Annotated in this window: 19 protein-coding genes and 1 riboswitch; of the genes, 6 read left to right on the top strand and 13 right to left on the bottom strand. The window is 63.6% G+C overall.

The window, feature by feature from the left end:
• Window positions 1-960 precede the first annotated feature (960 nt).
• A riboswitch (cobalamin riboswitch) is annotated at window positions 961-1,100 on the top strand.
• An 83-nt stretch (window positions 1,101-1,183) separates the two neighbouring features.
• The gene (locus NTZ26_04575; GenBank protein ID MCX6559769.1) at window positions 1,184-3,136 is read left to right on the top strand and encodes a TonB-dependent receptor; all 1,953 of its coding nucleotides are present in this window, start codon (window positions 1,184-1,186) and stop codon (window positions 3,134-3,136) included.
• A 170-nt stretch (window positions 3,137-3,306) separates the two neighbouring features.
• Here NTZ26_04575 and NTZ26_04580 read toward each other — a convergent pair whose 3' ends face one another.
• Complete coding sequence (locus NTZ26_04580; GenBank protein MCX6559770.1) at window positions 3,307-3,879, bottom strand: manganese efflux pump MntP family protein; 573 nt, start codon at window positions 3,877-3,879, stop codon at window positions 3,307-3,309.
• A gap of 165 nt (window positions 3,880-4,044) precedes the next feature.
• Between NTZ26_04580 and uvrA the strand changes: the two genes are divergently transcribed.
• Together uvrA and NTZ26_04590 are read left to right on the top strand one after the other, a co-directional pair.
• A complete protein-coding gene (gene uvrA / locus NTZ26_04585) occupies window positions 4,045-6,753 on the top strand; it encodes an excinuclease ABC subunit UvrA (GenBank protein MCX6559771.1) in 2,709 nt (902 codons plus the stop codon).
• 127 nt (window positions 6,754-6,880) lie between these two features.
• Window positions 6,881-7,603 (top strand): hypothetical protein, encoded by a 723-nt coding sequence (locus tag NTZ26_04590; protein ID MCX6559772.1) that lies wholly within the window; start codon window positions 6,881-6,883, stop codon window positions 7,601-7,603.
• 1 nt (window position 7,604) lies between these two features.
• Here NTZ26_04590 and NTZ26_04595 read toward each other — a convergent pair whose 3' ends face one another.
• The 7 genes from NTZ26_04595 to NTZ26_04625 form a co-directional block, all read right to left on the bottom strand.
• Window positions 7,605-8,189, bottom strand: a complete 585-nt coding sequence (locus NTZ26_04595; protein ID MCX6559773.1) for a DUF502 domain-containing protein — start codon at window positions 8,187-8,189, stop codon at window positions 7,605-7,607.
• A 5-nt stretch (window positions 8,190-8,194) separates the two neighbouring features.
• Complete coding sequence (locus tag NTZ26_04600) at window positions 8,195-8,455, bottom strand: LapA family protein (protein ID MCX6559774.1); 261 nt, start codon at window positions 8,453-8,455, stop codon at window positions 8,195-8,197.
• A gap of 34 nt (window positions 8,456-8,489) precedes the next feature.
• Window positions 8,490-9,569 (bottom strand): magnesium/cobalt transporter CorA, encoded by a 1,080-nt coding sequence (gene corA / locus NTZ26_04605; protein MCX6559775.1) that lies wholly within the window; start codon window positions 9,567-9,569, stop codon window positions 8,490-8,492.
• Window positions 9,570-9,651: 82 nt separating this feature from the next.
• Window positions 9,652-10,764, bottom strand: coding sequence for a recombinase RecA (recA, locus tag NTZ26_04610; GenBank protein MCX6559776.1), 1,113 nt, complete (start codon window positions 10,762-10,764; stop codon window positions 9,652-9,654).
• A gap of 57 nt (window positions 10,765-10,821) precedes the next feature.
• Window positions 10,822-12,486, bottom strand: a complete 1,665-nt coding sequence (locus NTZ26_04615; protein ID MCX6559777.1) for a formate--tetrahydrofolate ligase — start codon at window positions 12,484-12,486, stop codon at window positions 10,822-10,824.
• 70 nt (window positions 12,487-12,556) lie between these two features.
• The gene (radC, locus tag NTZ26_04620) at window positions 12,557-13,369 is read right to left on the bottom strand and encodes a DNA repair protein RadC (GenBank protein MCX6559778.1); all 813 of its coding nucleotides are present in this window, start codon (window positions 13,367-13,369) and stop codon (window positions 12,557-12,559) included.
• A 73-nt stretch (window positions 13,370-13,442) separates the two neighbouring features.
• Complete coding sequence (locus tag NTZ26_04625) at window positions 13,443-14,480, bottom strand: hypothetical protein (GenBank protein MCX6559779.1); 1,038 nt, start codon at window positions 14,478-14,480, stop codon at window positions 13,443-13,445.
• A gap of 85 nt (window positions 14,481-14,565) precedes the next feature.
• Here NTZ26_04625 and NTZ26_04630 point away from each other — a divergent pair, with 85 nt between their 5' ends.
• Together NTZ26_04630 and NTZ26_04635 are read left to right on the top strand one after the other, a co-directional pair.
• Window positions 14,566-15,390 (top strand): thymidylate synthase, encoded by an 825-nt coding sequence (locus tag NTZ26_04630; GenBank protein MCX6559780.1) that lies wholly within the window; start codon window positions 14,566-14,568, stop codon window positions 15,388-15,390.
• Between the two features lie 13 nt (window positions 15,391-15,403).
• Entirely contained in the window at window positions 15,404-16,045 is a 642-nt protein-coding gene (locus NTZ26_04635) for a lysoplasmalogenase (protein MCX6559781.1), read from the top strand.
• Window positions 16,046-16,049: 4 nt separating this feature from the next.
• Here the strand turns inward: NTZ26_04635 and NTZ26_04640 are convergent, their stop codons facing one another.
• From NTZ26_04640 to NTZ26_04650, 3 genes are read right to left on the bottom strand one after another with little or no spacing between them, the layout of a single operon-like run.
• Window positions 16,050-17,204 carry a hypothetical protein gene (locus NTZ26_04640; GenBank protein MCX6559782.1) on the bottom strand — a complete coding sequence of 385 codons (1,155 nt, stop codon included), beginning with the start codon at window positions 17,202-17,204 and terminating at the stop codon, window positions 16,050-16,052.
• Window positions 17,205-17,254: 50 nt separating this feature from the next.
• Window positions 17,255-19,249, bottom strand: a complete 1,995-nt coding sequence (locus tag NTZ26_04645; protein ID MCX6559783.1) for a transglutaminase-like domain-containing protein — start codon at window positions 19,247-19,249, stop codon at window positions 17,255-17,257.
• Between the two features lie 15 nt (window positions 19,250-19,264).
• On the bottom strand, window positions 19,265-20,173 hold the full coding sequence (locus NTZ26_04650) for an endonuclease/exonuclease/phosphatase family protein (GenBank protein MCX6559784.1): 909 nt from the start codon (window positions 20,171-20,173) through the stop codon (window positions 19,265-19,267).
• A 242-nt stretch (window positions 20,174-20,415) separates the two neighbouring features.
• Here NTZ26_04650 and NTZ26_04655 point away from each other — a divergent pair, with 242 nt between their 5' ends.
• Window positions 20,416-22,716, top strand: a complete 2,301-nt coding sequence (locus NTZ26_04655) for a DUF4091 domain-containing protein (protein ID MCX6559785.1) — start codon at window positions 20,416-20,418, stop codon at window positions 22,714-22,716.
• Here the strand turns inward: NTZ26_04655 and NTZ26_04660 are convergent.
• Both NTZ26_04660 and NTZ26_04665 read right to left on the bottom strand, forming a co-directional pair.
• Window positions 22,713-23,087, bottom strand: a complete 375-nt coding sequence (locus NTZ26_04660) for an MGMT family protein (GenBank protein MCX6559786.1) — start codon at window positions 23,085-23,087, stop codon at window positions 22,713-22,715. The genes NTZ26_04655 and NTZ26_04660 overlap by 4 nt on opposite strands.
• 8 nt (window positions 23,088-23,095) lie before the next feature.
• Entirely contained in the window at window positions 23,096-26,245 is a 3,150-nt protein-coding gene (locus NTZ26_04665; GenBank protein MCX6559787.1) for an LpqB family beta-propeller domain-containing protein, read from the bottom strand.
• Window positions 26,246-26,744: the final 499 nt, after the last annotated feature.

Below are 26,744 nucleotides of genomic sequence, written 5' to 3' on the forward strand. Positions count from 1 at the left end.
AATTCTAGTCCAAGCCGCCCTGCCAGTCAAAAGGGGGCCCGATCGGACGGTATGCCAAGCCATTCGTGTGAAAAAACCGTAATTTCGCGCCTTTTTCCAGCCCGGAACGGAGCCTTGCCCGAGCCGGAATGTTTTTTTCGAAAATATCTAGAAATATGTTGCCAAATCCATAAAACTTATGATATAATGTTTGATGTAGTCAGTGATCGGGGAACAAAAAATCAACCAAGTTCGGTTTTTTCTTTTGTTTTCTTCTATTTAAACCCCATCACCCGCTTCCGGCGGCACCCCTGATCCCGATCTTTCCCCCGGCTTTAAATCCCCGTTTCGCGCGCCCCCGAATCGAAATCGCATGCAACCATCTTTCTCAAGCCGGCGTATATAGTAGTGAAATGAGAAGTCAGATGCGCCATCGAGAATACAGGATCCGAGAAACGCACCTCCTTTTTCCCCTCCTCTAATTTCCATTTCCCTTGACCGGCCGCCTTTCTCGCCCTCGCGAGAGGGCGGCCGGTTTCTATTTTTTAGAGAATTTTTCCCATCGCCAGGGGATGGTCAAACGTCCCTGTATCCGGCCAACGGCGAAATTGCGAGGGCGGCGCCTTTTTCCATAACTCTCCGAGGGAAGCCTGCGGCCGCCGAGGGCTGTTTGAGCACGCGACCATCTGACGGAATCGAAACGGAGGGGATGGACTCCAAGACCGGGAGATCTCGAATGCGGAGTTCCGCCCTCGCGGGGACTATCGAAGCGACGTCCCTACGAGGACTGCGAAGCGCTGGAGGCGCCGAGCGGAATAGCGTAAAAAGGAGTGGCGAACCCGCGCCGCCGAGACGACACCCCGGACCGCGTTTCCCGGGGATGGGAGAAGTTCCTATAAAAATGTTGACAGGCGCGGCCGTCGCGCCTATTCTTGTCCCGCGGGCCGGTCGCCATCGCGGCCTCCCCGCCGGGTTCGAAGCAAGGGAAGTCCGTCGCAAGCGGACGCAGCCCCCGCTACTGTGATCGGGGACGAATCCCGGAAAATGCCACTGCTTCGGCGCGATAGCCGCGCCGGGGTGGGAAGGCCCGGGAGGAGGATGATCCGAGAGCCAGGAGACCTGCTTCGGGCCGAGCGACCCGGCTTCGTGGGGAAGCCAGGGCGGATTTTTTTTGCTCGAAGCGGGGGCGCTCCAGGAGGCTCTCATGGCTCGCGCCGCCCGCATCATCCCGATCATCCTCGTTCTCTTCTTGTCCCTCTCCCTCGCGGGGCAGGAAGCCAAAGATCAAACCGTCCCGCCGCTGCGCCACGAGGTGGTGGTTTCCGCAACACGAATCGAGACCCCGGTCCGGGAGATCGCCAGCGCCGTGACCGTCCTGACCCGCCGGGAGCTCGACCGGACCAGCCGGACGAATATTCTTGACGTTATCCAGGACGGCCTGGGCGTTTCCGCGGTTCGAAACGGCGGCCCGGGCGCGGCCTCGTCGGTGTTCCTGCGCGGCGCCAACTCCGAGCATGTCCTGGTGCTGCTCGACGGCGTCTCCCTCAACGACCCGATGAATCCCTCGCGTTCCTTCGACCTGGCCCACCTTTCGCTCGACAACGTCGAGCGGATCGAAATTCTGCGCGGCCCCCAAAGCACGCTCTACGGCTCGGACGCCCTGGCCGGTGTCGTCAACATCGTGTCCCGGCGCGGCGCCGGCAAGCCTTCGATCTCGCTTGAAACATCCGCGGGTTCTTACGGCACGCTGCACAGCTCCGCCTCGGCAGCGGGCGGCGCCGGCCGCCTCGCCTATTCTTTCGGCCTATCCCATATCCTGACCCGCGGCTTTTCGGCCGCCTCGACCGCGTTCGCAGGAAACACCGAGCCCGACGGATACCGAAACCTTTCGCTCTCCGGCAATCTGGGCTGGACTATCTCGCCCTCGACTGAGGCCGGCCTGGCCCTGCGGATCGTGGACGCCCGCTCGGACATCGACGGCTTCGGCGGGACGGGCGGGGACGATCCCAACAGCCGGCAGGATTACCGCTCCCAGCTCGTCAGCGCCCGCGGGCGGACGCTGCTCTTCGACGGCCGCTGGGAATTAAAAGCCTCGGCGTCCTACCTGGGGGCGGGCCGGGACAACAGCAACCCGGTCGACGCCCTGCACCCGTTCGATTCCGAGACGGGCCGCTTTCGCAGCCGCTTGTTTAAAATCGACGCGCAGAACAACCTCTTCCTCTCCCCCGCCCAGACCCTGACCTTCGGCGGCGATTGGCAGCGCGAGGAGGGCGAGTCCAGCTACCGGTCCGAGAGCGCCTGGGGCCCTTATGACAGCGCTTTCCCCGGCCGCGATGCCGAGCGGGCGGGTGTGTTCGCCCAGGATCAGCTCCGTCTCGGCGGTGTGTTCTTCGCCACCGCCGGCGTCCGCCTTGATTCACACAGCCGAACGGGGACGTCCGTGACTTACCGCATCGCCCCGGCCCTGGCCATCGACGCCACGGGGACGCGGTTCAAGGCAACGCTGGGGACGGGCTTCAAATCCCCATCGCTCTACCAATTGTTCGCGCCGGGCACGGCCTGGGGCCCGATCGGCAACGACACACTCCGCCCCGAACGGAGCACGGGCTGGGACGCGGGCATCGAACAGGCCTTGGCCGGCGGGCGCATCCTGGCCGGGCTGACCTGGTTCCGGAATGACTTCCGGGACTTGGTCGATTTCGACTACAGCCTCGGCTATATCAACATCGGCCGGGCCCGGACGGAAGGCTTGGAGGCGTTCGCCCGCTTCCAACCGTCGGAGACAGTCGACCTCCGTCTGTCATATACCCGAATGAACGCCCGCGACCTGGACGCGGGAACGGCGCTTCTGCGGCGGCCGAAGGATAAAGCCGTGGTCGAGGCCTATTGGCGGCCGCTCCGGCAATGGGAAATCCGGGTTTCCGCGGCTTATGTCGGGAGCCGGGCCGACCGGGATTATTCCGTCTTGGACACGCCGGCCGTGACGCTCCGCGATTACTTTCTCGCCGACGCCGACCTGGCTTTCCAAGCCGGCCCCCGTACCCGGCTCTTCCTGCGGCTGGACAATCTCTTCGATGAACGCTACGAAACCGTCTTCGGCTACGGCACGCCGCGGCTCTCGGCCTACGGCGGAGTCCGGCTGGGGATCGGAAGATAAGAGGACCATCGCTTAACGAAGCGTTCATGGGATGGAAATCGACTGTTCGATCCGAAACGATAAAATCGTATTCTAACGGATAAGGCTTCCATGAAGGGGTGGCAGGACGACGGCTGAAAGCCGGAGGCCGTTGGAGGGGGAACCACCCAAAGGTTCCCCCTCCAAGGGAGTCAGCCGAGGTGGTCGACGAGAATTTTGGCGGCGATGCCAAGCAGGACCAATCCGCCCGCAATCTCGGCCCACTTCCCCGCCCAGCGACCCAGAATCGGTCCCAGCCTGGTCCCGACCGCCGTCACGACGAAAGCGACGACGCCGATGACCAGGGCGGGGTAGACGACGGGAACACCGAGCGCGGCTAACCCTAAGCCCACGGCCAGCGCGTCCAGACTGGTCGCCAACGACAAGACCAAGACTCGACGGCCGCGGGTCTGGTCCGGGCACGAAGCGCCCGGCTCGATTCCCGCCTTGTCCTTCTTGAGCGCCTCGACCATCATCTTGCCCCCGATAAAGACTAGGAGCCCGGCCGCGATCCAATGATCAAAGGCTTGGATGGTTCCGGCGACGGTGCGGCCCGCGGCCCAGCCCAGAATGGGCATGGCGAACTGGAACAGGCCGAAATAAAGGGACAGCCGGATCGTTTGCCGCGGGGTGCAGCCGCGCATGGACAGGCTGACGCCCACGGCCACGGCGAAGGCGTCCATGGCCAGAGCCAGGGCGATGCCCAGGACAACTATGATATTCATGGGGACTCTTACTTTACCAAAAGAAAGGGGTCAGGTCTTAACATTTAACGGATTGGGCCCGGCCTGACCCCGTGGTGCCAGGCCTCGTTAAAAACGTCAAGAGTTAAGACCTGACCCCTCTCCTGGTTTCTCCGCGGGTGTGATGGGTGTATAATATTGCGCTTCATGAGCGAAAACATCGTTCTCAGGGGAGTCCGCGTCCACAATCTCAAGAACGTCGACGTGGACGTGCCCCTGGACAAGCTGATCGTCGTCACCGGAGTCAGCGGCTCGGGCAAGTCCAGCCTGGCCTTCGATACCCTGTACGCCGAGGGCCAACGCCGCTACATCGAGTCGCTGTCCTCCTACGCCCGCCAGTTCCTGGAGCGGATGGACAAGCCCGAGGCCGACCTCATCGACGGTCTGCCGCCGGCCATCGCCATCCAACAGAAGGCCGCGACCAAGAACCCCCGCTCGACGGTGGCCACGGTCACCGAAGCCTACGATTACCTGCGGGTTCTCTACGCCCGGATCGGGACCGTCCACTGCCTGCAATGCGGCCAACCGGTCGGGCGGGACACCATCGACGCCATGGCCGATGCCCTGCTAGCCGAACCGGCCGGAACCAAAGTCACAATCAGCTTCCCCTGGCCGGCCGAAAAAGGCCTGGCGCCCCTCAAAAAGCTTGGATTCTACCGGCTGATCCGGGGCGGTCAGGTCGTGGCTTTCGAAGAAGCCTCGTTCGGCAAGGCCGAGACCCTGGACGTCTTCGTCGACCGGCCGGTCCTGGACCCTGCCGACCGCGACCGCCTGGTCGACTCGCTCGAGCTCGGCCTTAAGCACGGAGGCGGCCGGGTTCAGGCCGTGACGGACGACGGCCGGATCCTGCCGTTCTCCGACAAGCTCGAATGCAAGGCCTGCGGCATCCCCTACGAGGACCCCTTCCCCAACCTCTTCTCCTTCAACAGTCCGCAGGGCGCCTGCCCCGACTGCCACGGCTTCGGGGATCTGGCCGTGATTGACGAGGACAAGGTCATCCCGGACTCGTCCATTTCCCTGCAGGACGGGGCCATCGAGCCATGGACCAAGCCCGTGTCCAAGGGCGTCATGAAGGAGATGCTGCGGGCGGCCCGCAAGCGCAAGATCCCCATCGACGTCCCGTTCGCCCGGCTCAGCCCGGCCCAGCGGGAATTCGTCATGAACGGGGACGGCGAGTGGTACGGCGTCAAGGGCTTCTTCGACTGGCTGCAAACCCGCAAGTACAAGGTCCAGGTCCGGGTTTTCTTGAGCCGCTACCGCAAATACGTGCCCTGCCCGGCCTGCCGCCAGACCCGGCTCAATCCGCGGGCCTTAAGCGTCCGGGTCGGCGGCCTCTCGATCGGCGACGCGGTCCGAATGACGGTCCAGGAGGCGCACGCTTTCTTCTCGGAGCTGCAGCTCCGGCCGTCCGAAGCCAAGGTGGCGGAAAAACTGGTGGCCGAGATCCTGGGCCGGCTGAAGTTTCTGCTCGAGGTCGGGCTGGATTACATCTCCCTCGACCGGATGACGTTCACCCTGAGCGGCGGCGAGGCCCAGCGGATCAACCTGGCCGCCGCCTTGAGCTCCAGCCTGGTCGGGACGCTGTTCGTCCTGGACGAGCCCTCGATCGGCTTGCACCCGCGCGACAACGGCCGCCTGATCCAGATCCTGCGCTCGCTCAAGGACGTCGGCAACACCGTCCTGGTCGTGGAGCACGACCCGGAGATCGTACGGGCCGCCGAGCACATCATCGACATGGGGCCGCGGGCGGGCGAGCACGGCGGCGAGCTGCAGTTCTCCGGTTCGAGCCGGGATTTCTTCGCCCACTCCGATTCTTTGACTGCGCGCTACATGCGGGGCGAGAAGTCCGTCCCCGTGCCCAAGGTCCGGCGGACGCCGGACCGCTTCCTGCTCGTCCGGGACGCCCACAAGCACAACCTCAAGCACCTGGACGTGCGGCTGCCGCTCGAAGTGTTCGCCTGTCTCACCGGCGTCTCGGGCTCGGGCAAGAGCACCCTGCTCAACGACATTCTCTACCAAGGCTGGGCCGGAGAAGCCCATGACGGCTTCGCCGAGATCCGCGGCCTGGACTTCATCGACAAGATCGTCATGGTCGACCAATCGCCCCTGAGCGCCTCGCCCCGCTCCATCCCCGCCACCTACACCAAGGCCATGGACGGCATCCGCGACCTGTTCAGCCAGACCCGCGAGGCCAAGGCCCGCGGCTTCAAGCCGGGCGATTTTTCATTCAACACCAAAGGCGGCCGCTGCGAGGAGTGCGAAGGCGCCGGCCGCCAGGTCGTCGAGATGCAGTTCCTGAGCGACGTCACGCTCGTCTGCGAGGCCTGCAAGGGCCGCCGCTTCAAGCCCGAGATCCTGGACATCCGCTACCGGAACCGGTCCATCGACGATGTCCTGCATACGACCGTAGAAGACGCCCTGGAGTTCTTCTCCGACCGGCCGGACATCATCCGCCGGATCAAGCCCCTGGCCGAGGTCGGGCTGGGCTACCTGCGCCTGGGCCAGCCGACCACGACCCTCTCGGGCGGCGAGCTGCAGCGGATCAAGCTGGCTTTCCACCTGATCCACGAACGCGATCGCCGAGTGCTGTACCTCTTCGACGAGCCGACCATCGGCCTCCATCCGGACGACGTCGCCGCGCTTCTCAGGGCCTTGCAGAAGCTGGTGGCCGAGGGCCACTCGCTGATCGTCATCGAGCACAATCTGGACGTCATCAAGACCGCCGACTACGTCATCGACCTGGGGCCCGAGGGGGGCGAGCGGGGCGGCGAGATCGTGGCCCAAGGCACGCCGGAGGAAGTGGCCCGCTCGAAGCGCTCGGCCACGGCCAAGTACCTCAAGAAAGCCCTCCTCTAGCGGCGCCTGAGGCTTTGTCCGGCAAGCCTCTCCGTAAACATCGCAAAAAAAGCCCGGCACCGCACCGGCCGGAAAGAGGGCCGGGGCGGCGTTGACACCCTTCGCGGCGGTGTGCTATACACCGCCCATGGCCAGAAAAGCCCACAAGTCCATAAAAAACGCCGGCGTCATCGCCTTTCTATTGACCGCCTCGGGATGCCTGCTCGCCCTGGAGCTCATCACCCACTTCGAGTTTCTCCTTCATTTGGCGGCCATCCCGCTCGAAATCCTGATCGCCGTGATCCTGGTCGAGCGCTACATGGAGCGCCACGAGAGCCGGGAGCGGCGGCGCCATCTGATGTACATCAAGAGCACCATGTTCCGCTCGGACATGCGGACCCTGTTCATCACCAACTTCCACGCCCTCAAATCGCCGGCCTTGACCATGACCCGGATCAAGGCCGCCTCGCTCGACGAGCTGCGGGCCATGCAGGCTTCGGCCGCGTCGATCGAGTACCGGTCGGTCGAGGCGATGGAGCCGGTCATCATGGAGTACGTCAAGGCCGAGCGCGTCTGGCAGGCTTTTCTGGAGCGGGCCATCAACAACAACTTCGAGGAAATCTTCTACCGGATGATCGACATCCTCCACTTTCTCTACGACGTCAAGCTGTTCAAGGAAAACAACCCCGACAAGCTGTTCATCCTGGAGGCCGAGAAGCGGGAGCCGCTGATGCGCAAGGCGGAGAAGGTCCTGCACGACGGCATCCTGGCCTTTTTGGACTATGCCATCGAGCTCAAGGAAAAGACGCCGGCCATGTTCGACGAGGTGATGGCCGATTACGAGATGACCGAGCTGATCCGGGGGATCTGAGTCAGCGGATTTCGTCCGGGCCGATGATCCCGCCCGAGAGGACCGCGTTCATGGCTTCGGTCACCGTCCAATCGAGATCCCTCACCTTGGCCTCCCGGACCAAGGTGACGAAACCCGCCGTCGGGTTGGGCGCGGTCGGGATGTAGAGCTTGAGCAGGGTCTCGCCGGCAGTCGCGTCGCGCACCGTTCCCATGACGAAGCCGATCGACCAAACGCCCGGCGCGAAGTGCTCGACCAGGACGACCCGGTTGAGCCCCTGCTTCTCCGGAAGAGCGAAGGCCCGGCCGAGCTGCATGCCCAGCTTGTAGATCGATTTGATCATCGGGATGTGGCGGGAGGCCTTCTCGACCAGGGCGAATAGCCAGCGGCCCAGCCAATTCGAGGCCGCGAGCCCGAGAAGGTAGAGGAAGACGAGGGCCAGCAGAAGGCCCAGCCCGGGGATGCGCAGGCCGATCCATTTCTCGACCAGGCGGGCGACCCGCTGATCCACGGTCAGGTAGAGGAAGCGCAGGGCGAAAAAGGACAAGGCCAGGGGCAGCAGGGCCAGAAAGCCCCGGAATATAAAAGCCTTGAAGTGCTTGAACACGCGGGTCAGGAACGGCCGGAGAGCTGGGCCGGCTGAGGCGGGATGGGTTCTCCCCCGCCCGTTTGACGGCGGCCGCGCCGGCGGCCGAAATGGGCCAGCCAATAGCCGGCGAAAAAGCCGGCTAAGAAGATGACCGGCACCAGGATGACCTGGGACATGGCGATCTTCCAGAAAAACAGCCGATAAGTGATGACCTGGGTGTTCTGAACGAACAGGATCACCATCAGTCCCCCCAGGACGATCAGGATCACGGTCTTCGTCTTCATGCCGCCCCTCCTCGGAGTCGCGCCGCGTTGATGATCACAGCCATTTCTTGCGCCGGAAGAACCCGACCATCGTCAGGGCGATCGCGATCATAATCCCCCAGATCATGAAATACCCCAGTCGCCACTTGGTCTCCGGTAAGTTCTCGAAGTTCATGCCGTAGACGCCGACGATGAACGTCAGCGGGATGAAAATGGTCGAGATGATGGTCAGAACCTTCATGATCTCGTTCATCCGGTTGCTGATGCTCGACAGATAGGTCTCGACCATGCCCGAGAGCATGTCCCGGTAGGTCTCGATGTTGTCGATGACTTGGATGGTGTGATCGTAGACGTCGCGAAAGAAGATATTCGTCGCATCTTGGATCAGGCTGGATTCCACCCGCTCCAGGCCGGCCACTACTTCGCGCAGCGGCCAGACCGACTTCCGTAGATAGATCATCTCCCGCTTCAGGCCGTGGATCTCGTGCATGGTCTCCTTGCGGGGATTGTCGACCAGCTCCTCCTCCAGCGTCTCGATCCGCTCGCCCAGCTTCTCCAGGACGACGAAATAGTGGTCGACGACCGCGTCGAGCAGGGCGTAGGCCAGGTAGTCGGGCCCCAGCTTGCGGATGCGGCCTTTGTTGTGCCGGATACGGTCCCGGATCGGGTCGAACATATCCCCCTCCCGCTCCTGGAAGGAGATGAGGAAATTCCGGCCCACGATCAGACTGAGCTGGTCGGTGTCGACCTCGCCCTTGGCCCCGTCGTACTCCAGCATCCGGACGACGAGGTAGATCATGTCGCCCAGGTCCTCCATCTTGGGCCGCTGGGAGGTCGTCAGGATGTCCTCCAGGATCAGCGGGTGGAGGCCGAAATGGCCGCCGATCGTCTCGATGATCGCGGGATCGTGCACGCCGTCGACGTTGATCCAGGTGACGCTGGCGGTGTCCCGGAAAGCGAAGCAGTCCTGGCAGGAGGCGGCCTCCTTCTCCAGAAATTTCTCGCCGTCGTAGTCGAGGATGGTGATGCGGGGCTTTCCGGTCTTGGGCTCGCCGACATAGACCAGGCTTCCCGGAGCCAGTCCGTCCTTGCGCGATCGTCGCGCCCCATTCCTCAAAATCCCTTTGACCGGCATGAGCGAAATCCTCCTCAGCCCCGTCTTGAGCGGGCGAACCCGCCCTCAGGATAACGCGAAACGCCGGCTATTGCCAGCGCCCTCAGCGGCCACGGCGCTCGGGCTTTTCGGGCTTCTCGGGCTTCGGCTCCGGTTTGACGTTTTCGGGCTTCTCCGGCTTTTCGGGCGCCGCGTAAGCCGGCTCCAGGCCGACCTTGGCCCGGATTGCCGTATCCAGATCGTTGGCCAGCTCGGGCTTTTCTTTGAGCAGCTTTTTGACGTTGTCCCGGCCCTGGCCGACCCGCTCGCCGTTGTAGGAGTACCACGTCCCCGACTTTTCGATCAGCCCGACGTTGACCCCCATGTCCACCAGATCGCCTTCGCGCGAGATGCCCTCGCCGTAGATGATGTCGAACTCGCAGTCCCGGAAGGGCGGGGCCATCTTGTTCTTGACGATCTTGACCTTGACCCTGTTGCCAACGACCTGATCGCCCTCCTTGAGGGCGGTCATCCGCCGAACGTCGACCCGCAGCGAGGCATAGAACTTAAGCGCTCGGCCGCCCGTGGTCGTCTCGGGGTTGCCCAGGAAGAAGCCGATCTTCTCCCGAATCTGGTTGATGAAGATGAAGCAGGTCTTGGACCGGGCCACGATGGCGGTCAGCTTGCGCAGGGCCTGGCTCATCAACCGGGCCTGCAGGCCCATGTGGGCGTCGCCCATCTCCCCTTCCAGCTCGGCTTTCGGGACCAGGGCGGCCACGGAATCGATGACGATCACGTCCACGGCGCCGCTGCGGACCAGGACCTCGGCAATCTCCAGCCCCTGCTCGCCGTAGTCGGGCTGGGAAATCAGCAAGTTGTCGATATCCACGCCGATTTTGGCCGCGTAGCTGGGGCTGAGGGCGTGCTCGGCGTCGATGAAGGCGGCTTGGCCGCCCCGCCGCTGGGCTTCGGCGATGACGTGCAGCGCCAGGGTGGTTTTCCCGGTGGCTTCAGGGCCGAAGATCTCCATAACCCGCCCGCGGGGGAACCCGCCGATGCCCAGGGCTAGGTCGAAGGAGATGGACCCGGTCGGGATGGCCGGGACCTTGAGGGCCGCGTCACGCTGGCCGAGCTTCATCACGGCGCCCTTGCCGTACTGCTTCTCGATCTGGGAAACGGCCGCTTCGATGGCCTTGGCTTTAGACACGCCTTTCTGTTCTTGTTCGTCGTCTTTCATTCGATCCTCCTCGTTCCGGCGCGACGGCCGGATCATCTATCCTTTAAAAACAATCGATCAGCCCATAATGCCGGTGATTTCCCCGTCGTCCGAGATGTCGATCTTCTCGGCGGCCGGGGCCTTGGGCAGGCCCGGCATGGTCATGATCTCGCCGCACAGGGCCACGACGAAGCCCGCCCCGGCGCTCAACGAAGCGTCGGTGACCGTGATCGCGAAATCGCGCGGCCGGTTGAGGAGCTTAGCGTTGTCCGAGAGCGAATACTGGGTCTTGGCGATGCAGACGGGCACGGCGGCGAACCCGTCGGCCTCGAAGCGCTGCAATTTCTTGCGGGCCTTGGGCTCGATGGAAACCCGGGCTGCACCGTATACCTTGCCTGCGATGGTTTCAATTTTGTCGGCCAGGGGGGCTTCCAGAGGGTAGAGGAACTTGAAATCGGCGGGGTCCGTCTCCGCCGCTTCGATCACCTGCTTAGCCAATTCGAGGCCGCCCCGGCCGCCCTGGCCGAAGACGTCGCTCAAGGCGTAGCGGAAGCTTTCCTTGCGGGCCAGCTCGTCGAAAGCCTTGACCTCGGCTTCGGTATCGGTCGGGAACTTGTTCAGGGCGACCACCAGCGGGAGCCCGAAAAAGCGCACATTCTCGACATGTTTCTGCAGGTTTTCAAAACCTTTTTCGATCGCCGAGATGTTCTCCGTGTTGAGTGCTTTGATGTCGACGCCGCCGTGGTACTTGAGCGACCGCAGGGTGGCCACGATGACCACTGCAGCCGGAGGCGGGACATGCCCGGTCCGGACGACGATGTCCATAAATTTCTCGGCTCCCAGCTCGGTGGCGAAGCCGCTTTCGGTGACGACATAATCGGCCAAGCGAAGGGCCAAACCGGTGGCGATGACCGTATTGGTGCCGTGGGCGATGTTGGCAAACGGCCCGCCGTGGACAAATGCGGGATTGCCTTCCAGCGTTTGGACGAGATTGGGCTTGAGAGCTTCTTTCAGCAGGGCGGCCATGGCCCCGGCCGCCTTGATTTGGGCCGCCGTGACAAGCTTGCCGTCGGGAGCGTACCCAACCACGATCCGGCCAAGCCTCGCCTTCAGATCGGCCAGGTCCTTGGATAAACACAAGATGGCCATGACCTCGGAGGCGGCGGTGATATCAAACCCGGTCTCCCGGCCCAGGCCTCCGTTGGGATCATTCAAGCCGACGAGGATGCTCCGCAGGGCCCGCTCGTTCATATCCATGGCCCGCTTCCAAGTCACTTTCCGGCCGTCCAGGGTGCCGGCGGGGCCCTCGAAGTGAAGCCGGTTGTCGATCATGGCGGCCAACAAATTATGGGCCGTGGTGACGGCGTGAATATCGCCGTTGAAATGCAGGTTGATGTCCTCGCTGGGATAGACCTTGGCCTTGCCGCCGCCCGTGGCGCCGCCCTTCATTCCGAAGACGGGGCCGAGAGACGGCTCGCGCAGGGCCACCATGGCCTTCCGGCCCAGAAGGGCTAAGGCGTCTGTCAAGCCCACCGCGGTCGTGGTTTTGCCTTCGCCGGCGGGAGTGGGCGTCATGGCCGTGACCAGGATAAGCCGGCCGGCGCCTTTAGCGGCCGGTTCGGCATCTCGAGTTTTGATCTTGGCCTTATACTTGCCGTAGGGTTCCAAGGATTCGGGGGTAAGGCCGAGCTTGGCTGCGATCTCTTGGATCGGCTGTACGCCAATCGGGGTCTTTTCTGCCATGGGCGGGAATTCTCCTTGGCGCTTAGTGTAACCGGGAAGGGGGGCCGGCTTCAACCGATTTCCCTTGCACTTAACGATTCAAGCTCAGGTAGAGCAGGTCATAGTCCTGGATCAGCCCGTGGTCGGCGAAGCTGAAATAGCGATTATTGCCGATGACCAGGTGGTCCAGGACTTTGAGCTGCATGACCCGGGCGGCGAAGACGAGCTCGCGGGTGATTTCCCGGTCGCAGGACGAGGGATCGGGATCGCCCGAGGGGTGATTATGGACGAAGACCAAGGCCGTGGCGTTGCAGCGCAGGGCCTCCTTCATGATCTCGCGCGGGTAGACGGCGCTTGAATCGACCGTCCCTTCGAAAAGGGTCCGCTCCTCGACAATCTGGTTTTTCGGGTCGAGGAAGAGGACTTTGAAACATTCCCGCTTGAGATCCCGCATGGCGTGATAGAGATAGTCGAAGGCTTCCCCCGAGGAGCGGCAGAACGGGCGGGCCAGCATCCGGTCCTTGAGGAATCGCCGCGAGACCTCCTGCACCAAACGGATGCCGAAGACGTTGTGGGCCCCGATGCCCTCGATCTGCTGCAAGTCCCGGGCGTCGGCTTCCAGGACGCCCCGCAGGGAACGGAACTCGCGAAGCGCCCGGCGGGCCGCCCCCTTACAGTCTCGGCGGGGAGTCCCCAGGGTGAGGAGGAGCTCGATGACTTCGTGGTCGAGGAAGGCATTGAGCCCCGCCTGGAGGAATTTTTCGCGCAGCCGCCTCCGGTGCCCTTCCCTGTCGTCGGCCGGATCGGGGCCGGGTTCGAGGTCGCGGGAGGCCGATGGGGGGACCTGCGCGACCAGAACATCCGTCCCGGCCGGAGCATCGTCGTCCATCTCGTATCGATCCATGGATTTTCCCGGACACTAGATAGACGCTTGCGGCGGCCCGTTGTCGCATTCGGGAAAGAAAAAGTGACTCGGGTCAGGCCGGGGGGGGTATCGCGGCTTTGACCAAAGCCCGGCGAACGGCAAGAACCTTTTCCGGAAGAACGTCGATTGGCAGGATGCCCGTCCCCAGCATGAAGCCGGGACGCCGGAGCCCGATTTGGAGGATTTCCGCCGTCCGGGCCTCGATTTCCTTCGGCGAAGCCGACAGGAGGAACCTGGGGTCCAAATTGGCCCGGACGAGCACGGCCGGATCCGCTACAAGGTCCTGGAAATGCCCCAAGTCCGCCTTGAAGTCGCAAAGAATGTTGTTCGTCCCGGTCTCCAAGATGCCGGCCAGAAGCGGGGTGGTATCGCCGCCGATAATATAGGGCACGAGGGGGACGCCGAGCTCGCCCCGGAAGTACGACACGACCCGGGCGGTCGAGGGGAGGATGATCCGGCGGTAGAGCGAGGGCGAGATGAGCGGCGGCGCAGCGTGGGAATCGAACAATATGACCCCCAGCCCGCGCCGGACGAAAGCCCGGCCGTAGACCTGGATTGCGACGGCGCAGAAATCCAGGAGTGAGGCGACCCAGTCCGGCTGGTCCATCATGGCTATGATCAGGGCTTCGTCCCCGACGAGCTCGGCCGCCATGGAATAGGGCGCGCTCAAGGCGCCGCGGATAAGAACTTCGTCCCCGGCATAAGCCTGGAGGCGGCGGCCGGCCTCGAGGAAGACCGGCATGCGGCCGCTTCGCTCCGGGTCGGGCAGGGGCAGGAAGCCCACGTCCTGGCCGGGCCGGACCAGCTTTCCCTCGATGACCGGCACTTCCGAGCCGTCGAAGAATCGGACCTTGGCTCCGACGGCCTCGGCCTCGACGTTGTAAACGTCCAGGCCGACGGTCAGCGCGTCCGGCTCGTAGATCTCGAGTTCGCGGGCCAAAGCCTGCTCGAGGAGCATGGTGTTGCGGGCCACGGCCGACGGGGTCGAGCCGACCAGCGCCGCCTTGTGCTCATAGACGGCCGGGACGAACGGGGGGCGGTCGACGGGTTTGCCCGCCAGAAGCGCCGCAATCCGTTCGCGTCCGTTCATCAGGCCTTTTATCATACCGCATTTGCCGGCGAATTTGACCCCTCCGGCGGGCTGTGATAAAACGGCGGCGAGGCAAGGAGTCTCCATGAACGGCAACATCCCGACCTTGTTCGTGACCGGCAAGACCCTGCCCGAGGCCTGGGAGAAGGCCGTCCTGGCCTGCTGGCGCGAGGGCGCCGCCATCAAGACCGAGTACGACAAGCCCGGCGACCCGCCCAGCCGCGACTGCACCATGACTTGGGTGGTCGAAGATCCCTTCGCCGAGCCGCGCATCCACCGCGCCTTCCCCGGCGGGCTGGAAGATCTCGAGATCTACCGCCAGGAAGTCGTCGACGGTGTGCACGACCACTGGATTGCCCCGCAGGAAGGCAAGTGGACCTATACCTACCACAAGCGCCTATTCGCTTACGAGACCGAAGGGGAAACCATCGACCAGATCGAGGCCGCGGTCCGCAAGCTCGCCGAAACCGGGCACACCCGGCGAGCCCAGGCCATCACTTGGAATGTCCAGCTCGACCCTCCGACCTACGATCCGCCCTGCCTGCAGCGGCTATGGTTCCGGCTCCTGGACGATGAGGCGGGCCGGCCTGTCCTCAACATGAACGCCCACTGGCGGTCGCGCGACGCCTATAAAGCCGCCTACATGAACGTTTTCGCCTTGACCGACCTGCAGAGGACGATCGCGGCCCGGGTCGCCGAGCGGATCGGCCGGCCGGTCCGGGTCGGCCGCTACGCCGACCTCGTCGACAGCTTCCACATCTATGGATCCTACTTCAAGGATTTCGAGGGCTTCCTCAAGATGGTCGAAAAGCGCAGCTTCGCCGAGCGGACCTGGGCCAGCGAGTACGCCGAGCCCGTCTTCATCGAAGCCCGCGAGAAGCTCCGCCGCGAAAAAGAGGAGGGGCGCTGAGGCGCCGACGAACATGACAACCCCCGCCATTCTTCTCACCGCGTTGGCCGCCGTTTCCGCCTCGGCCACGATGGTCGCCGAGACGATCGGACGCAAAAAGATCGTCTATGTCTTCAAACCCGCGGCGACGATCTCCCTCATCGTCCTGGCCATGCTTCGCCCGGGATTCGAATGGCCGGGCCTCTACAAGACCTTCCTCGCGGCGGGTCTCATCGCCTCCCTGGCCGGGGACGTATTTCTGATGTTGAAGGACTCCTATTTCATCGCCGGATTGGCGTCCTTTCTGGTCGCCCAGCTTCTTTATATCCGCGCTTTCCTCACGGTCACGCCGCCCCGCGTCGACTTCTTCTCCGTCCTCCCCCTTCTTCTTTTCGCCTTATTCATGATGGCGATTCTCTTCCCCTATCTGGGCAAGCTCAAGATCCCCGTAGCCGTCTATGTGCTGGTCATCACCGTCATGGCCGGATTGGCCGTCGATCGATACGTCGTAGCGGGGGGACCGCTCGCTTTTCGAGCCTGCCTGGGGGCGATTCTCTTCCTGATCTCGGATGCGATCCTGGCCATCAACCGGTTCGCCCGCAAGATTCCTTACGGCCGGGCCCTGAACCTGCTGACCTACTTCGTCGCCCAGTGGTTCCTGGCGATGTCGATTTGAAAGCTCAGACGCGGCCCCGAGAGAACAGCCAAGCCGCAACGGCAGGCAGAACTTTGCCCACGGTCAGGGTGTGGCCGTAATTGGGGATCACGCGGTATTCGACGGGAAAACCGGCCGCCCGAGCCTTCTGAAACGCCGGTTCGATCCGGGCCGGGCTGACGATGGGGTCGAGCTCGCCGGCGACGATCAGAGTCGGGGGAATCCCCGAGGCTCCTTCGGCGAATCCCTGGAATCCGCACAAGCAGGCAGCCGCAGCGATTTCCTCCCCCCGGGTGACCAACAGGGCGTTCGTCGTCATCCCGCCCATGGAATGTCCCAGGACATAGACCCGCTTGGGGTCGATGGAATAGTCGGCGCCGACGGCCCGCAAGAGATCATCGAACGCCTCGGCTCCGCGGGCTCCGGCGAAAGGCTCTGTCCGGGGTGTGGCCAGGACGGCTTTGTGCTCGGCCGCCAGCTTCTTGATCAAGCCGGCGCCGTAGCCGTCCATGAACATATTCTCGTCTCCGCCGGAACCGTGGAAGGCGATAATGAGCGGTAGGGGTTTGGACGCATCCACGCCCGCCGGGCAGAACAGCCGGACCGGTATGGTCCGGTCCCCGGTTTTTATGACCCGCCAATAATCCCCTTTGCGTCCGGCGAAGGGATTCTTGCCGCGGGCCAAGTCGGCCGCTTCCTGCTTAATCTGGGCCAGAAGCGCCGCCGGGTCCATCAAGGCTTGGGCCGTATCGGCCGCATCGAAAGGCCGCGCCAGGAGATCCGCCCGGGCCGCGGACGCCGCCTGCGCCTGGATCAACCCGGGTTTCACGGGCGCCAGCGCATCGATCCGGGCCTTGATCGAAGCGGCCTCGGCCCGCATCGTTTCGGCTTTCGCCTTGCGGGCCTCGAGATCGACGCTCAGGGCCGGTGGAGCCTTGGGATCGATCGAGTCGGTCAGCGCGTTCAGATTCTCCATGGCCTTGGCCAGGCTTCCGGTGAAGAAGAGCAGAGTCAAAGCGTCGAACGTCTTGTTGACCCGGATCTCGTCGAGAGTCCCCAGTTTCACCCCCTGCAAGGCCGTTTCGAAGCGTAGATAGGCAGCCGCGAACTGGGCCCGGCTGATCGGTGTCGCCGCTTCCTGGGCGGCCAAGGCCGGCAGGAGCAGGGCCCCTATGGCCATAAGGGTGGTTCCTCGCAAACCGGGGATACGGCGTTTCGCAACTGGTGTTGTCATCGCGCTTTTTCCGGTGAACGGGCGGGCAGAGGATTGTCGAACGAAAGCCCGCCAAGCATCTCTGTTAGGATTCCAGCCGCATTCCGCCCAGCGGCGGTCAGCATCCAGAAGACAGGGCCGTCGAGGACGGCGGCCGCGGCCTTGCCGGCTTGTCCCAAGCGCCAAACGACCCGGCCTTTGGTCGTCACGCGTTCCGGCTTGCCCGTCCCGGCAAATCGGGCCAGCGCCTCGGCCGCCGCTTCGTCCGGCTTGGCCCAGGGCAGAAGATATCCTTCCTGCAGGACGGCTCGGGCCCCGTCCGGATCGGTCATCTCGACGAGAGCGGCGTCGGGCCAGACGGCGTCGAGCTTGCCGAAAGCGAAGCCCTTGGGCTTGGCCAGGCGCAGCCCGAGCCAAGGATTGCGATAAACATCGCCTTCTACCGAATAGGGCGAGGCGTTCTCAGGTACGATCACGGATAAACCGTCTGCCCCCGCATACTCGAGGATGCCGATTTCCACCCGGCCGAAAACCGATTGGGCCGGACCGGAGATAAGCGACCCGACACCATCCCGGAAGGACGAGGCCGACAGGCCGACCCGGGCCGCATCGGCGACGCCGGGGGCGACGATAGCCGCGTCAAGCGGCGTCCAAGCGCCGGCGATGCGGACCTCGGTCCAGGCGTGGCCGCCGAACATGCCCAAGGCGTAGACATAACCGATGACCACCCGGGAGGGGAGGCCGACGGCCCGCGCCAGCGTCGCCAACAGCGTGGCATAGCCGAGGCAGGTCCCGCGCCGGTTCTTGAACAGCTCGGTGGAGGGCGCCAAGGCGATGCCGAGGTCGAAGCTCATATTTTCGGCTACCCATCGTTCGAGCCTCAGCCCGGCTTGCCAGGCATCGGTCTCCCCCGCCAGCGCCTGGGCGGCGACGGCGCGCAGGGTCGGGTCGTCCGATTGAATATAGGCGTTCGGTTCCAGAAATTCCTTGTCGGCTTCGGATGCAGGCAATGGCAGACGGGCCGGAGCCGGGGCATCCGGCCGCCGGATCTCGAGATCGATGGTCTTGGCCGTCCGCCCGACCGCTTTGGGAGAAGGCCCGGGGAATTCCGGCCAGACGGCGCTCGCGTCTTTTGCCGTCAGCCGAACCTTGAGGTAGCCGATCGCACGCGCCCGGGGCAGGCGGATGTTCGTTCGGATGATCGAGCGCGTGTATAGTTCCTCGGGCAGGGAGCCGCCGCCCTCGGTCCGCAGGGCCTCCTCGCGGGTCGAAAGAACGATTTCCGCGATCCCGAACGGCGTCGGCGATTCCTGCCGCAGGACCTCGCGCTTTTCGTCGAGCCAGGAAGTCGTCTTGACGCCGTCCGACGCCAGAATCTCCTCGACCTTGAGAGCGCGGAGCGTTCGCCCGCCAAAAGAGAGGTCCTCCCAGGCTAGGGCGGTCTGGCTGCCCTTGCTCACGGTCTCGGACTCGGAGGAGAAGGTTTGATATTCGATTTTATCGCCCGGCTTCCTGATTTTCTCGAGCGAAAGGCGCCGCACGCCTTCGGGGCCGAGGAGGATCCCGACATAGGGAACGGTGCGAGTGTAACTCTTGCCGCCGGCCTCGCTGCGGACCTCGACCTCGGCGTCCTTGACGACAGCCTCGCTTTTCGTCGCCAGGGCGGATGCCCGCATATCGTAGCCGATCTTCCGCAATCGGCCGTCGGCCGTCTCTTCGCTCCGGGTTGCGACTTCGATCGCGACTTTGCTCCCCAGTCGGTTGATGGTCATCTTCATCGTCGAGTCGGAGACAAGCGCCGCCGTCGCGCCGGCTCCCTGGACGCTCGAGGCTTCGCGGACATAGCCGACCGGCGTCCCGCCGATTTTGAGAAGAAACCATTGCTCTCCGGCCGCAGAGGCCTGTCCGGGAGCTGCGGCCGCGAACGCGGCCAGCCCGGCCCAGCCGAAAACGAAGCTCCTGAGCAGAAGGCGGAGTCCGGGATTCTTGTCCTGCCGCGAAGCTGAAGCCATGGCGTCTCCTGTCGTTCAGCGGATGCGGCGGGCGGCCGGCTCGAGGAGGATCCCGGCCAGGACCGGGTAATGATCGGAGACGAAGCGCCCGTCCCATTTGTCGGCGATAATTCCGATTCTCGAGACCCAGACATCACCCCGGACGAAGATGTGATCGATGATCGATCCGGTCCCAGCCCCGTCTTTGAATCCATTGAAGGACCGGGTCCCGCCGTATGGGGGGATCGCCGCCACGCCCCGGGCGTCGAGAAGCGGCGGGGCGGAGGAAGCTTCGGCCACGAGAATCCTGTAGGGCTCGTCCGAGGAAGTGCAATTGAAATCGCCCGTCACGACGACGGGGCCGCCGCCGGCGATCGCAGCGATCTTGCGGAGCAAAAGCCCCGCGCTCTCGCGGCGGGCGATCGGACCGATGTGATCGAAGTGAGTGTTGAAGAAATGGAAGACGCGGCCCGTGGCGATCTCTTCAAACTTCCCCCAGGTGACGATCCGGTTGCAGGCGCCGTCCCAGCCCCGGCTGCCGGGGACATCGGGTGTGGCCGACAACCAGAACGTGGCCTGTTCCAGGAGCCGGAGGTGATCCTTGGCATAGAACACCGGATTGAACTCGCCGCCGTCCTTGCCGTCGTCGCGGCCGCGACCGAACCAGCCGTAGCCGGGCAGCAGGCGCTCCAGGTCGGTCATCTGGCCGCGCAGGGCTTCCTGGATCCCGACGACCGCGGCCTCATGGAAAAGAATGGTGGAAGCGACGAGATCCTGGCGCTTCGGCCAAGCGTTGGGCCCGTCGCCGGGATTGTTATAGCGGATGTTGAAGGTCATAACGGCGAGGCCGCCCGCAGCCGGAGCGGGCCCGGCGGCGAATCCGATTCGGCCCAGAAGCGAAGCGAGACAAATCGCGACGAAGGCGGAGCGGCGGGATAAGCGCATCGATCGATCCTCCCGAGCCATCTTAAATCGCGGCGCCCGCAGCGTCAAATGCCCCTTCTCCCATCTTCGGGGCCTGCGTTACGGTGACCCCGTTCGCCCGGACGTTGTCACCGTGACGCCGGGCCATCCCCCGGGAATGGGAGACGGACCAAAAACTGCGCCGCAAAGAGCCCGGGTATCGTTGCAATTTCGGGTCGAATTTATAAAGATAGGCTAAGGATTTTCCGGTTCGGGAGGAACATATGATTCCCGTTTTCTCACCCAGGTCGCGCCTTCATCTCCCCCTCATCGCCCTCATCGCATCGTTCATAACGCCTGCCGCCTTATCGGGAACTCCGGTTCCGTCTTCGCCCGCACCCGCCGCCTACGGCTATCGCCTGCCCGACGGCCCGCTCGGCCCGATGTGGTGGGCCGAGGGCGCCTATAAAGTCATGCGCGAGGATCCGCTGCCGACAGCCAAGGGCCCCGGGATCGCGATCTCGGCCGCCCGGGGCGAATTCGAGCCTTTCCTGCTCGTCCTGCGCCCCGCCGTACGGCTCGACGACGTCCGAGTTTCGGTCTCGGATCTGGTCGGGCCGAAAGGCGCTGTTCTGCCGTCGTCCGCCGTCTCGATTAAACACGTGGAATATGTCCGAGTGACCGTACCGACCGACGCAGCCGCCAAGCCCGGCTGGTGGCCCGATCCCCTGCCGCCGGTTGAAGGCCCGTTCGCGGCCGCCGGCGGCGAAAATCACCCGCTGTGGATCACGGTCCGCGTTCCAGCCGATGCCGTCCCGGGCGAATACCGCGGGGCCATCACGCTGGCATCCGGCCCGCTCCGCCAGTCGGCCCCCGTAACCCTCGCTGTGCGGAATTTCGCCCTCCCCGCCCGGGCCTCGATCCGCTCCTCCTTCGGCCTGCCGACCGATCCAATCCGCCTTTACCATAATCTCGAAACGCGCGAGGAGCTCGAAAAGGTCGTCGACCTCTACTACCAGGACATGCGCGATCACCGGGTCGCCCCGACCTATCCCTTCGAGCTCTACCCCATCGGAGCCGAATTCACCGGCCTGCCATGGAAGGGCGGCGAGTTCGCCTCCGACAATCCCCACGGCGGCGGACGATCTCTCAAGATTGTCGACGCCGATCCGTCCGCAAATGAAGATGCCGCGAGCGCTTCGCTCGTCCCGATCGAGCCGGGTGCGGCCTATCGCCTGGAACTTTGGGCCCGGGCTTTAGCCGACGGGCAGGACGCTACGGTCATGCTCGAAGCCCTGGACGGAGAGGGGAGGCCCGTCATTCCACGCGCTTTCCTTAAGACCTTCAAGGCCGGAATGGCTTGGAAGGCCGAAGCTTTCGAAGTCGGCGGCTTCCCCCCCGAAGTCGCGGCCGTCCGACTCCGCCTTTTCCCCGCCTTTCGCAACAACGCGGGAACCACGACCGGAACCGTCTGGTTCGACGACATCGTGTTGGTCAAAACCGGCACGGACGTCAACCTGATCGCCGGCGGCGATTTCGAGATGCCGCTCGCTGCAATCGGCGTCACCGTCGACTTCAGCCGCTTCGACAAGGCCGCCCGCCGTTACCTGGACGAGTTCGGGTTCAGCGCTTATGATTTGATCCTGCAGGGGCTGGGCACGGGCTCTTTCTATTCCCGGCAGGAAGGCCTCTTCGGGGGGTTCCGCCAGGGCACTCCGGAATACGACCGCCTTCTCAGCCAGTATCTCCGCCAGGTCGAGTCGCATTTGGAGGCGAACGGCTGGTTGGGCCGCGAGTACGTCTACTGGTTCGACGAGCCCGACCCCAAGGACTATCCTTTCGTCCGCGAAGGCATGCTCAACATCCGCAAGAATGCCCCCAAATTGACCCGCTTCATCACCGAGCACCGGCCCGGGCCCGAGATCATGGACGTCTCCGAAATCGGCTGCACCATTTTCGACCGGGTCGATCCCAAGGCCGTAGCCGAGCTGGCCCCCAAGGGCAGAGAGTTCTGGTCCTATCTCTGCACCGGCCCCAAAACCCCCTGGCTGACCTTGTTCATCGAACACCCGGCCGTGAATCTCCGGATGTGGCTGTGGATGTCGTACCAATGGGGCCTCAAAGGCATTCTGGTCTGGCGGGCCAACTATTGGACCAGCTCCAGCCTCTACCCGCCCGACATCCTCCAGAATCCCTGGCAGGACCCGATGTCCTACGTGGTCGGGTACGGCATGCCTTACGGCCAGCCCAACCATTGGGGCAACGGCGACGGCCGGTTCCTCTATCCCCCCAACCGGGATCCGAACATCGACAAATCCAAGTATCTCCGAGGCCCGGTCGATTCCGTCCGCTGGGAAATCCTGCGCGAAGGGATCGAGGACTACGAATACTTCGTCCTGCTGGAAAAGCTAGTCCGCCAAGCGACGCCGGCGCAAGCCGCCCGGGCGGCGGAAGCGGCCAAGCTTCTCAAGATCCCGGCGAATATATTCCAGGACGGCAAGACCTACAATAAAGACCCCAAGGCGATGCTCGATTACCGCAAGAAAGTCGCGGCGGCCATCGAAGATTTGTCGGCCGCCCGTTAAGCCAATTTTTCCAAATCGAGAGACTCCAGCGCGGAGCCCCGTGCGGCGCGGCGCGGACGCCAGAGAAACGCTTCGAGGTCAACCCGGCCGTCGGGGCCGACGACGACTCCCTCCTTGCGCAACCGGCGAGCCTGTTCGCGCCCGCCCCGCCCGCTCGGCAGGCTGATGGTACCCCGCGCGCTGATGATCCGGTGCCAGGGAAGGCCTTCCGACTCGGGCGCGGCATGAAGAATCCAGGCCACCTGGCGGGCCTGGCGCGCATCGCCTGCCAGAGCAGCGATCTGCCCATAGGAGGCGACCCGGCCGCGCGGAACGGACCGGACAAGGTCTCTCACCCGGCGGGTGAACGGCAGGACCTTCCGCTCCGGCATGGCCGCGCCTATTTCTTCATCAGCTTCTTAAGCTCGACGACGGCCCGATCGAGCTGCGGATCTTGGCCCTTGAGGCTATGACCGAGGTCGGAGGGCACCGCGATGTCGGGGACGACACCTCCGCTCGTCTCCAGATCCTTCCCGTCGAGCGAAAAACAGCCCCAGAAGGGCAGGCGGAAGGATCCACCGTTCATCAATCCGTCGCTGGTCGTGAAGATCAACCAGCCGTAGGTCGTGGCGCCTACGACCGGCCCCCGCTTCAGAGATTTGAACCCGCTGGTCGTCATCTCGCCGTCGCTCAAGGTCATCTCGTTGGTGATCACAACGACGGGTTTGTCGGCGAACCCGAAGGTCGACTGCGGCGTCTCGGCCAGCCCGCGCTTGCGCCACTTGGCGTAGACGGGCTTCATCAGCGCCTCCAGCACCTTGTCGTGGACGTTGCCGCCGTTGTTGTAGCGCAGGTCGAGGATCAGCCCCCGGCGCGGCACCGCATCGCGCTCCAGCTCGAGCAGGAAGCGGGTCAGATCGCCCGTGCCCATGGCCCGCATGTAGATATATGCCGCTGCGTCGCCAGTCTGGGCCTTGACGGCCTCCTTGCGGCCGGCGATCCATTCCTCAAGCAGCAGCCCGTTCTCGGCCCCGGCCGCGATCGGCTTGACGGCCACTTCGACCGTCTTCTGGGTCTTGGCGCTCTTAAAAACCAGCTTGACCCGCTTGTCGACCTTGCCGTTGAAATAGGTCCAGAAATTGGCTTTCGGATCGACCGCCTTGCCGTCGACGGAAACCAGCTCGTCCCCCACGGCTGCCGAGTCGCGGCGGTCGTAAAGAGGGCCGTCCTTGATCAGGCGGGATAGAATCGCCTTGCCGTCCTCAAAGGCCCAGACCGCACCGACATGGCCGGTCGGCTCGTCGACCCTCGCCGTCCGGGGCATGCTGAAGCCCATGTGCGAAGAGTTGAGCTCGCCGATCATCAGGTTGGCGTAGTCGGCGAAATCCTGATCCTCGCGAACCTGCTGCAGGACGGGCCTGAACCGCTCGTAGAGAGCCTTCCAGTCGGCCTTATGATGGGCGGGATCATAGTAATAGCGATCGAGGACATAAAACACCTCGCCCAGCATCTGCTCGTAATCGGCCGTCTTATCGACCTGGATCTTGGTCTCGAAGGTCACGGCCCGCGACCGGCCGGCGGCGAGATCGAGCCGTCCGATGCGCCCGGCCGTCAGGTAATAGAGCGCCTCCCCTTTCCGGTCGAGCTGCAGGCCGCGGAGGCCCTCCAGATTGGCCGGATGAGGCTCGTAGCGACCGCGCTCCTTTTTCTTAAGGCTCGTCTTCCACAGGCGGTTGCGGCCGTCCATGGACGAGACGAAGAGGACGGATTCGTCCTTGGGCCAATAGACGAACTCCTGTTCGCTGCCCAAGGTCACGGCGACAACCTCGGTCTGGCGATCGAGGTCCTCCAGCTTGAGGACGACGGGAACGGCGGCTTTGTCAGCCGGCTTGGCTTCGGGCTTGGCCGGGGGCTCTTCCTTGGCGAACAGCTTGTCGAAATCGTCCTCGTCGAACTCGGCCGGGCGCGGCTGGAGGAACAGCCGGTAAAGATCCCATTGGCCGGTAAACTCGGGAAAGCTGTGGCCCGTCCGGTTGGAGCTGAAGAGCAGCGTCTTGCCGTCCGGCGTCCAAACCGGCGAACCTTCGTCGTAAGCCGAATTGGTCATAAGGACGGACTTCCCGGTGGCGGCTTCGATCGCCAGGACATCCGTTTGGCCATTGCGCGCGGCGACGACGGCCAGATATTTGCCGTCGGGCGACCAGACGAAATCTTCGGCGAAGCGGCCGCCGAAATCCATCTCCGCCAGCAAGCGGTCGTCCTTGCCGTCCGGCCGCATCAGCCGAAGCTCCCGCGCCCCGCGGTAGTAGGCGATCCATTGGCCGTCGGGCGAAACCTGAAGCGAGGTCTCGTCCTCCGGCGAAGAAGTGAGCCGGCGCGGGGATTCGCCGCCCAGGGCCGACACGGCATAGATGTCGGGGTTGGCCCCCGCGTCGGAGATGTAGAAGACAGTCCGGCCGTCCTTATCCCAGTCCACGGCCTGCTCGCGCCAGGGGGAATTGGTGACGTTGCGGGCGTAGCCTCCTTCGGCGGAGACGACGAACACCTCGCCGCGCACGACGGCGGCGATCTTCTTGCCGTCGGGCGAGACGCGGAACTCGGTAACGGGGGCGTTTTCGACGAAGATCGTCCGATTGTCCTTGGTCTCGGCCGGGGCTTCGATGGGCAGGCGCCGGGACGCGCCGTCGGCCAGGTTCGTCGCCCAGATTCCGAAGTCGCGCTCGTAGACGGCCCAGGGGGCTTGGGCAGCGACGGACATCCAGCGGACGTCCCCCTGGTCGAACTTCGTCACCGGCCGGGCCGCCGAGCCGTCGGCTTTTGCGGTCCAGATATTATAGACGCCGGAGCGATCGCTGACGAAATAGACGCCCGCTCCGTCCGGCCGCCAGTCGGGCCAGAAGGCGTTGGTCGGATCGTCGACGATCTTGCGAACGGACCCGGTCTGAATGTCCGCCGTCCAAAGCTTGGCGGTGTTGGAGCCGCGGTAGCCGCGTCGCCACCAATAGCCGTTCTCGGACCCCCAGGAGAACAGGAGCGTCTTCCCGTCCGGGCTGATCCGGCCATGGGTGGCATAGTTCCAATATGTTTCGAGGACCGGGAGCTCGGTCCCGCCCTGGACAGGCACTTTGTAGAGGCTGCCCGAAGACGAGCGATTGGAGCGGAAAATCACGAATCGGCCGTCCGGCGTGAAATCCGTGGCCAGGTCGTCGCCGGAATGCCAAGTCAGCTGAAGGGGAACGCCGCCCGCGGCCGGAACGAGAAAAACGTCGTTGGTTCCGTTGCGGTTGGAGGTGAAGGCGATCGAGCGGCCGTCGGGCGACCAGACCGGCTCCCGCTCGTAAGCGGCGTTATTGGTCAATTGCGCGGCCCGGCCGCCGGCGATCCCGACAACCCAGATATCCCCCATATAAGAAAAGGCGACTTGGCGGCCGTCGGGCGACAGGGATGGCTGCCTGGCGCCAACGAGGGATTTGTCCTGAGCGGATACGGGGGCGGCAAGAAGGGCCGCCGCGAAAGCAACAAGGCCAAGCATCAGGGGGACGCGCTTCATGGGGAGATCCTCCGGCAAAGGGATAACGGACATGAACCGGAGAATTATACGCAAAGTCGGCTGGTTCTGTCACTTCGATATCCTGGGACGATAATATCGGCTGTATATAGATCGCTTTTATTTAACGGCCTAGATCGGCAAGCAAGCTCTGCGGATGCAACCGCCCGACTTGCCATTGTGAACCAATATGGGACACTAATTCAAAAATTCATATATGTGTCTGATTATATTATATTTAATTTAATTCAAACAACAAACCGTGGTTGTTTTGTGATAATATGTCCGTTTTTTAAACATTATAAGGCGAAGCCGTGAATGTTAATTATTCGTTTTAATTATTTTATTATGTGCCACTTAGATACATATTATTATATGTGGCATGCTACTTGCTCTAGTTATAGATGTATGAGCAAGAAGCAAGGAACCAAGACAATGAAAAAAGCCATCGCCACCCTAATCATGATCGCCCTGATGTCCTTCATCGCCCCCGCCTCCGACA

It is taken from the genome of Candidatus Aminicenantes bacterium, assembly GCA_026393855.1.
GTDB lineage: Bacteria > Acidobacteriota > Aminicenantia > Aminicenantales > UBA4085 > UBA4085.